Below are 14,655 nucleotides of genomic sequence, written 5' to 3'. Positions count from 1 at the left end.
CTCGTGAAAGGATAATATGACATTTAAATCAGGTTTTGTAGCCATTTTAGGACGTCCCAATGTTGGGAAGTCAACGTTTTTGAACCACGTCATGGGGCAAAAAATTGCCATCATGAGTGACAAGGCGCAGACAACGCGCAATAAGATTATGGGGATTTATACGACGGATAAGGAACAGATCGTCTTTATCGATACCCCAGGGATTCACAAACCCAAGACAGCCCTTGGAGACTTCATGGTGGAGTCGGCCTATAGCACTCTTCGAGAAGTGGATACCGTTCTCTTTATGGTCCCAGCAGATGAACCGCGTGGGAAGGGCGATGACATGATTATCGAACGCCTCAAGGCTGCTAAGGTGCCGGTTATTCTGGTGGTCAATAAGATCGACAAGGTGCACCCTGACCAACTCTTGGCGCAAATCGATGACTTCCGTAGTCAGATGGATTTCAAGGAAATCGTGCCGATTTCAGCCCTCCAAGGAAACAATGTTTCGCGTTTGATTGATATTTTAAGTGAAAACTTAGAAGAAGGGTTCCAATATTTCCCTGCTGACCAAATCACTGACCACCCAGAGCGCTTCTTGGTCTCTGAAATGATCCGTGAAAAGGTCTTGCATTTAACGCGGGAAGAAATTCCCCACTCTGTTGCAGTAGTCGTGGATTCTATGAAGCGGGATGAAGAGACCGATAAGGTTCATATCCGCGCAACCATCATGGTCGAGCGCGATAGCCAAAAAGGCATTGTCATCGGAAAAGGCGGGGCCATGCTCAAGAAGATCGGAACCCTTGCGCGTAAGGATATTGAGCTCATGCTAGGGGACAAGGTCTTCCTAGAAACCTGGGTCAAGGTCAAGAAAAATTGGCGGGATAAGAAATTAGACCTAGCCGATTTCGGATACAACGAAAAAGAATATTAAGAAGAGGTGGGCAGAAGCCTGCTTCTTGTTTTTGAAAGGAGTTCTATGCCTGAATTACCAGAAGTAGAGACCGTTCGACGCGGTCTTGAGAAATTAATTCTTGGGAAAACCATCCAGTCCGTGGAAGTAAAGTATCCAAAGATGATTCAGACGGATCTGGATACTTTTCGTCAAGATCTCCCAGGCCAAGAAATTCGGGCCCTGGGGCGCCGTGGGAAATACCTTTTATTTTATCTGACGGATCTGGTCCTCATCTCGCATTTGCGGATGGAAGGCAAGTATTTCTTTTATCCAGACGAGGTTCCTCTTCGCAAGCATGCCCATGTCTTCTTTCATTTTACAGATGGTAGCACTCTGGTCTATGAAGATGTCCGCAAGTTTGGGACCATGGAAGTCCTCATACCTGAGCTTGTCGACAGCTATTTTTTGGCGAAAAAAATTGGTCCAGAGCCGACAGAAGCAGATTTTAAAGGACCCGCCTTCCAAGCAGCTCTTAAAAAATCAAAGAAACCCATTAAATCAGCTCTTTTAGACCAAAAATTAGTGGCTGGTCTGGGCAATATCTATGTGGATGAGGTCCTTTATCGAGCCAAGGTTCATCCAGCCCGTTTGGGTCAAAGCTTGACTGCTAAAGAAGCTAAAGCAATCCGCAAAGAAACGATTGCTGTGCTGGCTCAGGCTGTTGAAAAGGGTGGCTCCACTATTCGCTCCTACAGCAATGCTTTTGGCGAGGATGGCACCATGCAGGAAGAACACCAGGTCTATGGGAAAACAGGCCAGCCTTGTTTGCGCTGCGGGACACCGATTGAGAAAGTCCAGCTGGGGGGACGCGGAACCCATTTTTGCCCGCACTGTCAAAAGGAGAACTAGATGGCGAGAATCATCGGATTAACAGGAGGGATTGCTTCAGGAAAGTCCACTGTCACCTCCTATTTGAGAGAAAAAGGGTATCCTGTCATTGATGCTGATCAAGTGGTTCATGATTTGCAAGCACCAGGAGGAGCCCTTTACCGTGTCTTAGTGGATCATTTTGGGAGAGAGATCCTTACCAAAGAAGGTGAGCTGGACCGCGTCGCTTTGGGTCAGCGGATCTTTTCAAATCCTGGTGAACGAGACTGGTCCAATCGCGTCCAAGGCAGGCTTATTCGTGAGGCTCTAGCTGAGGTAAGAGATATACAAGCTGCACAATCCGATCTCTTTTTTATGGATATTCCTCTCTTAATCGAGCAGCACTATGAAGAGTGGTTTGAATCTGTCTGGTTGGTAGCTGTATCAAAAGAAACCCAGCTCAAGCGCCTGATGGAACGAAACCACTTATCGGAACTGCAGGCCCAAGAACGCATCGCGTCTCAAATGCCGCTAGATGAAAAAAGAGCCCATGCAGATCTGGTCTTAGACAATAATGGCGATCTTGCTGCCCTCTATGCCCAATTAGATGCAGCCCTACAACAATTAGAAAGAAGATGATTTTATCACAAGAGAAATCAATTGGCGTAAAAATCTATATATTGCCTGGATCGGGTGCTTTTTCATCGGAGCCAGCCTTTCTTTAGTCGTCCCTTTTATGGCCCTCTTTGTGGAAGAGTTGGGTGTTACGGGCAAGGCTGTTCCTTTTTATGCTGGGATTGCCGTCGCAAGTTCTTCTGTAACCTCTGCGATCATGTCTCCTATCTGGGGGAGCCTGGCCGACCGCTATGGTCGAAAACCCATGATGCTCAGGGCTTCTATTGCTATGACCCTGACCATGGGAGGGATCGCCTTTGTGCCATCTGTCTTTTGGCTCTTGGTTTTGCGCTTTCTCAACGGTGTCTTTTCAGGCTTTGTCCCTAATAGTACAGCCTTGATTGCCAGTCAAGTATCAAAGGACCAATCAGGCTATGCCCTGGGGACTTTGTCGACCGGTGTCGTAGCTGGAACCTTGATGGGGCCTTTGATTGGGGGACTCATTGCTGAAAATCTGGGAATGCGCAATGTCTTTCTTTTGGTTGGCTTTTTCTTATTTCTAGTGTCCCTTTTAACCTTTTGGGGCATCGAGGAAGACTATGAGCCCATTCCAAAAGAAGAACAAAAATCCAGTTGGCAGTTGCTTATGTCCATTCAGCAAAAGGATATTCTCTTAGGCCTCTTTTTGACCAGTATGACCATTCAAATGATCGCCCAATCTATTTCTCCAATACTGCCTCTTTATGTGCGAGCTTTAGGACAAAGAGATAACTTGATTTTTGTATCGGGGATGATTGTTTCGGCTATGGGAGTCTCTAGTATGCTCTTTTCAGGTTGGATGGGAAAACTCGGAGACCGAATCGGGAATCACCGGCTTTTATTAATCGCCCTTCTCTATAGTGGTTGCCTTTATATTCTCTGTGCCCAAGCGCAAACGCCTCTGCAATTAGGAATCTTACGCTTCCTTTTTGGGATTGGGACTGGTGCCCTTTTACCAGGAGTTTCTGCTTTGTTAAATCGCTTAACCCCTCCTGAAGGGATCTCTCGGATCTTTAGCTACAACCAGCTCTTTTACTACTTAGGTGGTGTGTTAGGGCCAATGATGGGATCGAGTATTTTCATGCATTTTGGCTATCATTGGGTTTTTTACGGCACAGCCCTCTTGGCCTTTACCGATTTGATTTTCCTCTTATTCTTATTTAGAAAGTATTTGAAAGTGAGAGACGTACGTGCGAATTAAAGTTCAATTGACCTGCACAAGCTGTGGGAGTCAGAATTATTTGACCAGTAAAAATACCAAAACCCATCCCGAAAAGATCGAGGTTTTGAAGTATTGTCCCAAGGAAAGAAAAGTAACCTTACATATTGAATCAAAATGATTTTCATGGTATAATAGTGAGGATTTTAAGGAGTTTTGAATATGAGCGGAGCATTAACAACTATTTTACTAGTATTATCAGTATTGATTATTATCGCAATTTTTATGCAACCAACAAAAAACCAATCGAGCAACGTCTTTGACGCAAGCTCAAATGACTTGTTTGAACGTTCAAAAGCGCGCGGGTTTGAAGCCGTGATGCAGCGTTTAACAGCTATTATGATCTTCTTTTGGTTATTGATCGCGATGATCTTAATGGTACTTTCTAGTAGATAAGATAGGCTCAGACAATGTCTTTGCCTATTTTTATTTTGCAAAACAAAGACACATTTAGATAGAAAAAAGGAGGCTGGATAACCAGCAAATACATTCATGAAAACAAGTATTAAAGAATATTTACAAGAGCATGACAAAGCCCAGATCAATGATCTGGCAGCAGCTCTAGGAAAAGAAGGATCTAAGGATTTTCGTGACTTGGTCAAAACCATCTCTCTGATGGAACGCCGTCATGAGTTGAAATTTGAGGATGATGGCTCTCTTCGTTTGGCTCAAAAGAAGGCCCCAGCCATTACCCTCAAGGGGATCTTTCATGCCCATAAAAATGGCTTTGGCTTTGTCAGTTTAGAAGGCGAAGAAGAGGACCTCTTTGTTGGTCGAAATGATGTCAACCACGCCATCGATGGGGATACTGTTGAGATCGTCATTACCAAGGTAGCAGACCGAAACAAAGGAACGGCAGCAGAAGCGAAGATTATTGATGTCTTGGATCATAGCGTCAAAACGGTTGTTGGACAAATTGTTCTGGATGAGGAAAAGCCCAAATATGCCGGCTACATTCGTTCGAAAAATCAAAAAATCAGCCAGCTGATCTATGTGAAGAAGCCAGCCATCCAATTGGAAGGTACCGAAATCCTCAAGGTCGAAATTGATCAATACCCGAGCCGCAAGCACAATTATTTTGTGGCAACTGTGCGGGATGTGGTCGGTCATGTGACAGATCCTGGAATCGATGTCTTGGAAGTGCTAGAATCTATGGATATCGTCTCAGAATTTCCAGAAGAAGTGCTGAAAGAGGCTGAGCAGGTTCCAGATGCACCGTCTGCAAAGGATTTAGAGGGGCGGTTGGATCTGCGAGAGGAGATTACCTTTACGATCGATGGAGCGGATGCCAAAGACTTGGACGATGCGGTCCATATCAAGCCACTCAAGAACGGCAATTTTGAGCTGGGGGTTCACATCGCAGATGTCTCTTATTACGTTACAGAAGGCTCAGCTCTTGATAAGGAAGCTCTAAATCGTGCAACCTCTGTCTATGTGACCGACCGAGTAGTACCCATGCTTCCAGAACGCTTGTCCAATGGGATCTGTTCTTTAAATCCGAATGTGGATCGCCTGACCCAGTCTGCCATCATGGAGATTGATCCCCATGGAAAGGTCGTCAAGCACACCATTACCCAAACTGTCATCAATACGACCTTCCGAATGACCTATAGCGACGTCAATGATATCTTAGCAGGCGACGAAGAAAAGGCTCAAACCTTTAAGAAAATTGTTCCAAGTATTCATCAAATGGCCACCTTGCATGGCATTCTAGAAAGCATGCGGATTCGCCGTGGAGCCCTTAATTTTGATACCAATGAGGCTAAAATCCTGGTCAATAAAGAAGGAAAACCGGTCGACATTGTCCTTCGCCAAAGAGGAATTGCCGAGCGGATGATCGAGTCCTTTATGCTGATTGCCAATGAAACAGTGGCGGAGCACTTTACACGACTGAAACTGCCGTTCATCTACCGGATCCACGAAGATCCAAAGGCAGAAAAAGTACAGAAGTTTATCGATTATGCTTCCAGCTTTGGGATCCAAATCTACGGAACGGCTAGTGAGATGAGCCAAGAAGCCCTGCAAGAAATTATGCGCAAGGTCGAAGGGGAACCCTATGCAGATGTCCTTTCGATGATGTTGTTGCGCTCGATGCAACAGGCTCGCTACTCAGAGCATAACCATGGCCACTATGGGCTTGCTGCTGAGTATTATACCCACTTTACCAGTCCCATCCGTCGGTATCCGGACCTGATGGTTCACCGAATGGTGCGCGAATACGGCAAATCCCAAGAAGTGGCAGAGCACTTTGAACAAGTCCTTCCAGACATTGCCAGCCAATCCTCTAGTCGAGAGCGCCGAGCTATTGATGCGGAGCGCGAAGTAGAGGCTATGAAGAAGGCAGAATACATGGAAGACTATGTTGGGGAAGAGTACGATGCCGTGGTTTCCAGTGTGGTGAAATTTGGCCTCTTTGTGGAGTTGCCAAATACGGTTGAAGGCTTGATCCATATTACCAATCTTCCTGAATTCTACCATTTTAACGAAAGAGATCTAACCCTTCGCGGAGAAAAATCAGGAGTGACCTTCCGTGTTGGTCAGCAAATCCGGATCAAGGTAGAAAGAGCCGACAAGATGACAGGAGAGATTGATTTCTCTTATATTCCAAGTGAATGGGATGTCGTCGAAAAAGGACTCAAGGCCAAAGGACGTGACCGAGATGGCAACCGCAGGGATCGCAGACGCAAAGACAAAAAAGTTTCTAAGGGTTCGACTGCTAGAAAAGATGACAAACGGAAAGATTCTTCATCTAAATCCAAAAAGAAAAAAGGGAAGAAACCATTTTACAAGGAAGTAGCAAAGAAAGGAGCCAAACATGGCAAAGGGCGAAGGAAAGGTAGTCGCACAAAATAAAAAGGCGAGACATGACTACACCATCGTGGATACAATAGAAGCAGGGATGGTGCTGACAGGTACAGAGATCAAAAGTGTCCGTGCAGCACGCATTAACTTGAAAGATGGCTTTGCACAAGTAAAAAATGGCGAAGTTTGGCTTAGCAATGTCCACATTGCCCCTTACGAGGAAGGCAATATCTGGAACCAAGATCCAGACCGTCGTCGCAAGCTCCTTCTTCATAAAAAGCAAATCCAAAAGCTGGACCAAGACACCAAAGGGACCGGAATGACCTTGGTGCCTTTGAAGGTCTATCTCAAGGATGGCTATGCCAAATTGCTTTTGGGGCTCGCTAAAGGGAAACATGATTATGACAAGCGTGAATCCATCAAGCGTCGGGAACAAAACCGGGACATCGCACGGGTCATGAAACAATACAATACACGTTAAAGAAAAAGGCAGTTTTGAAACTTGTTTCAGAACTGTCTTTTTTCTTAGAGATGGGCTCTCCTTTTTCCAACTTGTAAAAAGGGGCTTTTTTCTGTATGATAAGGGTAGTGAAAGAAAAAGGAGAAGCAGCATGACACAAAAATTGATCGCTTACAAGCGCATGCCTATCTGGACCAAGGATACCATGCCAGAAGCTCTTCAAAGAAAGCACAATACCAAGGTAGGAACCTGGGGAAAGATTACTGTTTTAAAGGGTCAGTTACGATTTATTGAATTGACCGAAGAGGGGGAAGAAATCGCGAGCCACCTCTTTGAAGCAGGAGCAGAAAACCCCATGGCTGAGCCCCAGGCCTGGCACCGCGTGGAAGCAGCGACGGACGATGTGGAGTGGTACTTGGAATTTTACTGTGAGCCAAAAGACTATTTCCCAAAAAAATACAACACCAATCCTGTCCATTCAGAAGTACTAGAAGCAGTGGAAATTGTCCCAGCTGGAAAGGCGCTGGATCTAGGATGCGGGCAAGGCCGCAACGCCCTCTTTTTGGCCCAACATGGCTTTGACGTGACAGCTGTAGATCAAAATGAACTGGCTCTTGAGATTTTACAAAGTATTGTCGCTGAGGAAGATCTAGAGATGCCAGTGGGCCTTTATGATATTAATGCTGCAGCTCTTACCCAAAACTATGACTTTATCGTATCAACTGTGGTCCTCATGTTTTTAGACGCTGATCGGATTCCAGCGATTATCCGCAATATGCAAGAGCATACCAATCCAGGGGGCTACAATCTCATTGTCTGTGCCATGGATACGGAAGATTATCCTTGCCAGATGCCCTTCTCGTTCACCTTTAAAGAAGGAGAATTGGCGGAGTATTACAAGGATTGGGAATTGGTCAAGTACAATGAAAATCCAGGCCATCTCCATCGTCGAGATGAAAATGGCCATCGGATTCAACTTCGATTTGCAACCATGTTGGCAAAGAAAAAATAAAGAAAAAGCAGGATGTTAAGATCCTGCCTTCAGATTGAATACAAAGTCATATAAAAAACTTTCCTTAGGTGAGTACGGACGTCAGCGAACTTCTTCGAAGTTCCAAGACTTAGTTTTGAGCCTAGGTCTCAAAACTCCCGAGTGCCTGAAACGTTATTGTTTCAGGCACTTTTCTCACAGCGGAAAGTTTCGGTATTTTCTTGAATCGATTTAAAAATTGGAATTCATTTTTATTTTTTTTTGCAAAATCGCTTAACTTATTTTACTTTAAAGTAGTTTGTCTACATTCTAAAAGCAGGATGTTAGGATCCTGCCTTTTTGCTTCCTTACAAACAAGTTGAACAAGGTGATCTACATTTTGTTCATTTGCCAAAAAGAAAAACCTTCTCCATAAAGGAAGGAAAAGGTTGGGGAATTTAGTTCCAGTTAGCAAAGTTGCAGACGCTGAGAATAATCGTCCCGATTTCGATTGGCTCTTCTTTCGCACCGGATTCTAACCAGGTCACAATCACAGATTCAATCGTAGCGATGAAAATTTCTAGACCATACTTGTATGGAACTTGAAAGTCTGAAATGATGTGTTCTTCAGCATGGGGAGTATCGTCTAATGCATGGAGGGTAAAACTTCTTATTAGTTTACGGAAGTCTGAGCAGCAGGATTGGGACAATGCATAAATAAAATCATAATTTTCTTTAATAGCAGTCAACACATTAAGAAAGTTCACCTTTACAGGGCTTCCTTCAACGAAGAGGCTATCCAATTCTTGCATCATGTCCATTTTCATTTGCTCAAACATGTCGTATTTATCGACATAGTGCAAGTAGAAGGTCCCGCGGTTAATCCCAGCGGTTTCAGTTAATTGTCGAATAGTGATGCTTTCAAAAGGTTGTTGCAAGAGGAGTTTTGAGAGCGCATTTCGTAAGTCTGACTTGGTTGTTGTTTGTCTTTGGCGTACCATATGTTCCTTTCTGTAGTTGTATCAATCTGTTTCTATTTATTTGACGTTAAAATAATCTATATGTTAAATAATTTTACGACACTAACAAAGAGCATTATACTCCAAAAGAATAAATTAGACAACAATTCTAATTTTTGTACAGATAACGGAAAGTGTACAAAAAATTTACAAGTTTATGAATGACGGGCACTGACAAGATTTTGTGAAAATCTCACAACAATTAGTGATTTAAAATAATTCCCTCCTAAAAAAATGGTCAGGAAATTTTTAGGAAATGGAGGAGCAAGATGGAAAAGGGAGTGTAATAAACCAAAAACCAGCACCGTTTAAGTGCTGGTTTCTTTATTTGATAAAAGTTGTCACGATCAAATTGAAATTTAAGATGGTTAAGACAATCGCAACGAGATAGCCTAAGAAAGTGTTCCACTTCGCATTGACATGCTCTCCCATGATTTCCTTGTTGGAGGTGAAATAAACCAGAGGGAAGATGGAGAATGGAAGAGCCGCTGATAGGAAGACTTGAGAATAAACCAGAAGGTCATCAAGGACATGTTCCTGATCTCCAAATAAGATCGCAACGATGATGACAGGAAGAAGGGCAATGATCCGAGTCATGAGACGAACGACCCATTGTGGTAAGCGGAATCTCAAGAAACCTTCCATAACGATTTGACCGGTTAGGGTCCCAGTAATGGTTGAATTTTGACCACTGGCTAACAAAGCGATGGCAAAGAGGGTGGATAAGAAGGGACTGGCGATAGCACCGGCAATATGGTTATCCTTGAGGGCGTTGTACATGCTAGAGAAAGCACCGATCTTATCTCCGTGGCCAAAGAAGAGGGCTGCTCCAAGAATCAAGAGGAGGGAGTTGACGACGAAAGCCAGACTCAATTCAATATTTGAATCCCAGGTCATAAAGCGAACTGCCCGTTTGATATCTGCTGGATCCTTGTAATCGACTTTTCGCGTTTGCGAAATGGAAGAGTGGAGATAGAGGTTGTGGGGCATTACGGTTGCACCGATGATCCCAAGCGCCAAGGTTAAGGCTTCATTTCCTTTTGGAAGCCCAATTCCTAGCACCTCTTTTTGAGGCAGGAAGCCAGCGAAGATTCCTCCGATATCAGGTTTCGATAGGAAAACCAGATAGCCAAAAATTGCAAGGATCGTGAGGATCAAGGTTGATACGATGGCCTCGATCTTTCGAAATCCTAGATGCATGAGCCCCAGTAATAGGAAGACATCAAAGATGGTGATCAGGATAGAAAAGAGCAAGGGCCAGCCAAAAAGAAGGTGGAGGGCAATCCCTGATCCGATGACTTCCGCTAAATCTGTCGCCATCAAGGCAAGCTCAATCACAATCCAAAGGGTATAGCGAAGCCATTTTGGTAAATGATGGGCGGTTGTTTGGGCCAGATCCTTACGATGGACAATCCCTAGTTTACCAGCCATTTGTTGCAATTGCATGGCGATTAAAGACGAGAGAAGAACCACTGATAAGAGGAGGTAGCGGTATTGGGCCCCTCCGACGACACTGGTAATCCAGTTCCCCGGATCCATATAGCCGACAGCTACTAGACTTCCAGGCCCCGAAAAGAGCAGAAGAGTCTTCCAAAAAGGGATCCCTTTTGGCACGTCAATAGATTGGTTGATTTCTTGAAGTGATTTCCTTTCAAACTGTTGTAAACTCACAATGAGCCTTCTTTCTAAGAATAAATCAAATTTGTCTCTAATTATAGCATAAAATTTATAATAGTTCATGATAATTTAGGATAACCTTGTTTTCTACTACCTCGATTTCTTTGTAATCTATCAGAAAAGGACTATAATATAGATAGGAAGTAGGAGGGAGGAGAGGAAATGGCCTTCATCGAAATGCAGCATTGTTACAAGCGCTATACGAGTGGAGAGACAGAGATTTTCGCTAACCAGGATGTTTCCTTTGAGATTGAAAAAGGCGAGCTGGTCATTATTTTAGGGGCGTCAGGAGCTGGAAAATCAACGGTTCTCAATATCTTAGGAGGGATGGACACCAATGACGAGGGGCAGGTTCTGATTGATGGGGTGGATATTGCAAAGCTCAATGCCCATCAACGAACCAATTATCGACGAGATGACGTTGGCTTTGTCTTTCAATTTTATAATTTGGTCCCTAATTTGACAGCTAAGGAGAATGTTGAGTTGGCTTCAGAAATTGTTTCTGATGCTCTAGATCCGAAAGCTGTTTTAAAAGAAGTAGGACTTGGCAATCGTCTTGATAATTTTCCTGCCCAATTGTCAGGGGGAGAGCAACAACGGGTGGCGATTGCTCGGGCAGTGGCTAAAAATCCTAAAATTCTCCTTTGCGATGAGCCAACGGGAGCCTTGGATTACCAGACGGGTAAGCAAGTATTGGGGATTTTACAGGATATGTCTCGAAAAAAGGGAGCGACGGTCATCATCGTAACCCATAATGGTGCCCTAGCTCCGATTGCAGACCGTGTGATTTGCATGCATGATGCCAAGGTCAAGTCGGTAGAAATCAATGAGCTTCCTCAAGATATTGCTACGCTAGAATATTAGAAGAGGTGGTAGCATGAAACGAAAAGTCTATTGGAAGGATCTATTTGCTTCCTTTACACATTCAAAAGGACGTTTTCTCTCCATCTTAACCTTGATGTTGTTGGGAAGCTTGGCCTTGGTAGGCCTAAAGGTGACCACTCCAAATATGCACCGAACGGCTAACCAGTTTATTCAGCAACAAAAGATGCTAGATCTTGCTGTCATGGGGGACTTGGGATTAGATCAGGCAGACCAAGAGGAACTTTTAGGAGTCAAAGGAGCGCGTGTCGAATTTGGTTTACTGCTAGATCTGACAGTGAGAGGAACAGGAAAGGCAATTCGACTTTTTTCTGCCCCAAAAAGTCTTTCTTCTTTTCGTGTGACCAAGGGGCGCCTGCCCCAAAAAGAAGGGGAACTGGCCCTAGCAAATTTTTGGGAGGATCGCTATCAGATAGGGGATACCCTCACACTTGAAGAAAAGGCTGGAACGCGCTCTAGTTTAAAGCGAAAGCAATTCACCATTGTTGGTTTTGTTCAATCCTCTGAGATGTGGTCTCAAAAGAATTTAGGCACTGCCATGAGTGGCAGTGGAAATCTAGATGCCTATGCACTAGTTTCAAAAGAGGTCTTTACGACTAAACTTCCCGCGATGGCGCGGATCCAGTTTGATGATCTGAAGTCTTTAGATTCTTTTTCGCAAGTCTACCAAAAAGGGCTCAAAGCTCATCAAGAAGAGTTAGAAAAACTTCTGAAAGACAATGGAAAGGCCCGCTATCAAAGACTCAAGCAGGAGGCGGATGGGCAGATTCAAAAAGGCCAGAAAGAACTCAGTCGTGCCAAGGAAACCCTCCAGTCAGCCAAGAGTCAGATTGATCAGGCTCAAAAGCAATTAGACTTGCAGGAGACGCAGCTCAGTAAACTAGCTCCATTTCTGCCAGCTAAAGAGCAAGTAGCCAGCCAAGAAAAGATCCATCAAGCCAAAGAACAACTGGATCAGAAAAAGAAGGACTGGACTGCAGGTGAAACGGAGTTTGCAAAAAAAGAGGAGGAGCTAAAAAAAGCTCAAACCGAGCGAGATCAACTGGAAATTCCAACTTATCATGTCTATGACCGCAAGACCATGCCAGGTGGACAAGGTTACCTGATGTATAGCAATGCTAGTAGCAGTATCTCTGCTGTCGGAAATATTTTTCCGGTCGTTCTTTATCTGGTAGCCGCCATGGTGACCTTTACCACGATGACCCGCTTTGTCGATGAAGAGCGGACCAATGCAGGTATATTTAAGGCACTGGGCTATCGTACCAAGGATATCATTCTCAAATTTGTCCTCTATGGATTCTTTGCAGGGACGATCGGGACCCTACTAGGAACCCTGCTGGGCCATTATTTCCTATCGGGGATCATTTCCAACATTATTACGCAAGGGATGGTGATTGGAGAGAGCAGAGAGTATTTTTATGGGGATATGACTCTGATTGCGCTCGGACTGTCTTTCGTCGCGAGTGTGCTTCCGGCTTACTGGGTTTCGCGTAAGGAATTAAAAGAAGAAGCCAATCTGTTATTACTGCCCAAACCACCGGTATCTGGTTCGAAGATTTTCCTGGAGCGTCTCCAGTTTATTTGGAAGCGTCTGAGTTTCACCCACAAGGTCACTGCTCGTAATCTCTTTCGTTACAAACAACGGATGCTGATGACCATATTTGGAGTGGCAGGTTCTGTTGCTCTCCTCTTTGCAGGGCTAGGGATTCAATCTTCTGTAGGAGGGGTTTCTAAACGCCAATTTCAAGAGATCCTATCCTATGAGTTGATTGTAGCCAAAAAACCCAATGCATCAAGCCAAGAAAGCAAGGAACTAACCAATCGTCTGGAAAAATCAGATATCAAGGATTATCGACCGATTTATAGTAATGTCATCGAAGCTTCTTTAAAGGGTGGACGCGACAAGCAGACCATTACGATGATGGTTACGGATCGTGCAGGTTTTTCTCCCTTTGTCAGCCTGCGTTCTCTCAAGCAAGGAGAGCCCTTGTCTCTCAAGAAAGGGGTTATCATCAGTAGTAAGCTAGCACAACTAGCCCGAGTTACAGTTGGCGATCGACTGACCTTAGATGACCATACTTTTAAGGTAGCAGGGATCACTGAAAATTATGTCGGCCATTTTGTCTATATGGATCAGGCAAGTTACCAAAAAATCTACGGAAAGCGGACTTCAGCAAATAGCTATTTGGTGCAGTTGAAAAATCCTTCTACACTACAAGTGCAGGCTGTTAGTCGGGATATGATGGCACTTGCAGCTGTGAAGGCGGTTAGTCAGAATGCTTCGATGATTTCCCTTTTTCATTCAGTTGCCAAATCTTTGGATACCACTATGATGATTCTAGTAGTCGTATCGATCTTGCTAGCTATCGTGATCTTGTATAATTTAACCAATATCAATGTGGCAGAGCGGATCCGTGAATTATCGACCATTAAGGTCTTAGGATTCCATAATAAGGAAGTGACGCTCTATATTTACCGCGAAACCATCTTATTGTCTATCATAGGGATCCTCATGGGATTAGTGGGTGGTTATTATCTTCATCAATTCCTCATTGCCATGATTGCACCAGATGCCATTCTCTTTTACCCTAAAGTGGGACTTAGCGTTTTTCTCTTTCCTGTCGGAGGAATGCTCCTTTTATTGATCCTGTTAGGAATTTATGTTGACCATTATCTCCGAAAAGTAGACATGCTCGAAGCCCTCAAATCAGTAGACTAAGGTACAAAGCCGTTAAGCAACTCTTTGGAAAAAGATAAATCCAACGACGAAGCTTCCGATTCTATCCTGAGTTTTCATTTCTGGTAGCATGGAATGTTCATAAAACTTTCACCTTAGGGTGGAAGTTTTTCTTCTCTTTGTTATAATGGAGAGAAGGAGAAGATCATGACGAAAATTGCTTTACTTTCAGATATTCATGGAAATACGACAGCATTGGAAGCTGTCCTAGAGGATAGTCGAAAAGCCAAGGTGGATGAATATTGGCTCTTGGGAGATAGTTTGATGCCAGGGACAGGGAGACGGGCCCTCTTGGAGCTGTTAGAGGAGCTACCGATTACGGTCAAAGTCCTTGGAAACTGGGAAGATAGTCTTTGGCGGGCTATGAGGGGGATGTTGGATGAGACCAGACCCAGTCATCGCTACCTCATGCGCCAGTGTCAATATATTCTGGAAGAAATCACGCCCCAGGAAATTGAAGACATGCAGAAAATGCCCATGCAGGTCCATAG

14 protein-coding genes are annotated in these 14,655 nt (G+C 44.2%); 12 read left to right on the top strand and 2 right to left on the bottom strand.

The features are described from left to right. Nucleotides 1–16 precede the first annotated feature (16 nt). From era to tehB, 9 genes are all read left to right on the top strand, one after another. Entirely contained in the window at nt 17–916 is a 900-nt protein-coding gene (gene era / locus AB5Y61_RS08500; RefSeq protein WP_003004993.1) for a GTPase Era, read from the top strand. Between the two features lie 45 nt (nt 917–961). Next, nucleotides 962–1,786 (top strand): DNA-formamidopyrimidine glycosylase, encoded by an 825-nt coding sequence (mutM, locus tag AB5Y61_RS08495; protein ID WP_368403846.1) that lies wholly within the window; start codon nt 962–964, stop codon nt 1,784–1,786. Then, complete coding sequence (coaE, locus tag AB5Y61_RS08490; protein ID WP_368403845.1) at nt 1,787–2,383, top strand: dephospho-CoA kinase; 597 nt, start codon at nt 1,787–1,789, stop codon at nt 2,381–2,383. It begins immediately after the preceding gene. A 16-nt stretch (nt 2,384–2,399) separates the two neighbouring features. Next, complete coding sequence (locus AB5Y61_RS08485; RefSeq protein WP_223345280.1) at nt 2,400–3,599, top strand: multidrug efflux MFS transporter; 1,200 nt, start codon at nt 2,400–2,402, stop codon at nt 3,597–3,599. Continuing rightward, the gene (gene rpmG / locus AB5Y61_RS08480; protein WP_003005699.1) at nt 3,589–3,738 is read left to right on the top strand and encodes a 50S ribosomal protein L33; all 150 of its coding nucleotides are present in this window, start codon (nt 3,589–3,591) and stop codon (nt 3,736–3,738) included. The genes AB5Y61_RS08485 and rpmG overlap by 11 nt, the downstream gene beginning before the upstream one ends. A gap of 41 nt (nt 3,739–3,779) precedes the next feature. Beyond that, nucleotides 3,780–4,013 (top strand): preprotein translocase subunit SecG, encoded by a 234-nt coding sequence (gene secG / locus AB5Y61_RS08475; protein ID WP_003008189.1) that lies wholly within the window; start codon nt 3,780–3,782, stop codon nt 4,011–4,013. 96 nt (nt 4,014–4,109) lie between these two features. Further along, entirely contained in the window at nt 4,110–6,470 is a 2,361-nt protein-coding gene (gene rnr / locus AB5Y61_RS08470; protein ID WP_368403844.1) for a ribonuclease R, read from the top strand. Next, complete coding sequence (gene smpB, locus AB5Y61_RS08465; protein WP_003005443.1) at nt 6,433–6,900, top strand: SsrA-binding protein SmpB; 468 nt, start codon at nt 6,433–6,435, stop codon at nt 6,898–6,900. The genes rnr and smpB overlap by 38 nt, the downstream gene beginning before the upstream one ends. A 130-nt stretch (nt 6,901–7,030) precedes the next feature. Continuing rightward, entirely contained in the window at nt 7,031–7,891 is an 861-nt protein-coding gene (tehB, locus tag AB5Y61_RS08460) for an SAM-dependent methyltransferase TehB (protein ID WP_368403843.1), read from the top strand. Between the two features lie 416 nt (nt 7,892–8,307). Here the strand turns inward: tehB and AB5Y61_RS08455 are convergent, their stop codons facing one another. Beyond that, on the bottom strand, nt 8,308–8,850 hold the full coding sequence (locus AB5Y61_RS08455; RefSeq protein ID WP_227223606.1) for a TetR/AcrR family transcriptional regulator: 543 nt from the start codon (nt 8,848–8,850) through the stop codon (nt 8,308–8,310). 342 nt (nt 8,851–9,192) lie between these two features. Then, nucleotides 9,193–10,539: an Nramp family divalent metal transporter gene (locus tag AB5Y61_RS08450; RefSeq protein ID WP_003013089.1), complete on the bottom strand. Its 1,347-nt coding sequence runs from the start codon at nt 10,537–10,539 to the stop codon at nt 9,193–9,195. Nucleotides 10,540–10,707: 168 nt separating this feature from the next. Here AB5Y61_RS08450 and AB5Y61_RS08445 point away from each other — a divergent pair, with 168 nt between their 5' ends. From AB5Y61_RS08445 to AB5Y61_RS08435, 3 genes are all read left to right on the top strand, one after another. Continuing rightward, nucleotides 10,708–11,409, top strand: a complete 702-nt coding sequence (locus AB5Y61_RS08445; RefSeq protein ID WP_368403842.1) for an ABC transporter ATP-binding protein — start codon at nt 10,708–10,710, stop codon at nt 11,407–11,409. A 13-nt stretch (nt 11,410–11,422) separates the two neighbouring features. Beyond that, nucleotides 11,423–14,146 (top strand): FtsX-like permease family protein, encoded by a 2,724-nt coding sequence (locus AB5Y61_RS08440; protein ID WP_368403841.1) that lies wholly within the window; start codon nt 11,423–11,425, stop codon nt 14,144–14,146. A gap of 165 nt (nt 14,147–14,311) precedes the next feature. Next, nucleotides 14,312–14,655, top strand: a 344-nt coding sequence (locus AB5Y61_RS08435; RefSeq protein WP_368403840.1) for a metallophosphoesterase, incomplete at its 3' end; no start/stop codon positions are given.

Origin of the sequence: Streptococcus parasanguinis (assembly GCF_040908565.1) — a bacterium.
Lineage (GTDB): Bacteria > Bacillota > Bacilli > Lactobacillales > Streptococcaceae > Streptococcus > Streptococcus parasanguinis_AC.
Note: the sequence above shows the minus strand (reverse complement) of the source record. Positions and strands in the feature narration are given on the sequence as shown.

What these genes read in the sequence shown, in the direction of transcription:
- mutM (WP_368403846.1), top strand. Translation starts at nt 962, where the DNA reads ATGCCTGAATTACCAGAAGTAGAGACCGTTCGACGCGGTCTTGAGAAA.
- AB5Y61_RS08455 (WP_227223606.1), bottom strand. Translation starts at nt 8,850, where the DNA reads ATGGTACGCCAAAGACAAACAACAACCAAGTCAGACTTACGAAATGCG.
- smpB (WP_003005443.1), top strand. Translation starts at nt 6,433, where the DNA reads ATGGCAAAGGGCGAAGGAAAGGTAGTCGCACAAAATAAAAAGGCGAGA.
- AB5Y61_RS08440 (WP_368403841.1), top strand. Translation starts at nt 11,423, where the DNA reads ATGAAACGAAAAGTCTATTGGAAGGATCTATTTGCTTCCTTTACACAT.
- AB5Y61_RS08445 (WP_368403842.1), top strand. Translation starts at nt 10,708, where the DNA reads ATGGCCTTCATCGAAATGCAGCATTGTTACAAGCGCTATACGAGTGGA.
- tehB (WP_368403843.1), top strand. Translation starts at nt 7,031, where the DNA reads ATGACACAAAAATTGATCGCTTACAAGCGCATGCCTATCTGGACCAAG.
- rnr (WP_368403844.1), top strand. Translation starts at nt 4,110, where the DNA reads ATGAAAACAAGTATTAAAGAATATTTACAAGAGCATGACAAAGCCCAG.
- secG (WP_003008189.1), top strand. Translation starts at nt 3,780, where the DNA reads ATGAGCGGAGCATTAACAACTATTTTACTAGTATTATCAGTATTGATT.
- era (WP_003004993.1), top strand. Translation starts at nt 17, where the DNA reads ATGACATTTAAATCAGGTTTTGTAGCCATTTTAGGACGTCCCAATGTT.
- coaE (WP_368403845.1), top strand. Translation starts at nt 1,787, where the DNA reads ATGGCGAGAATCATCGGATTAACAGGAGGGATTGCTTCAGGAAAGTCC.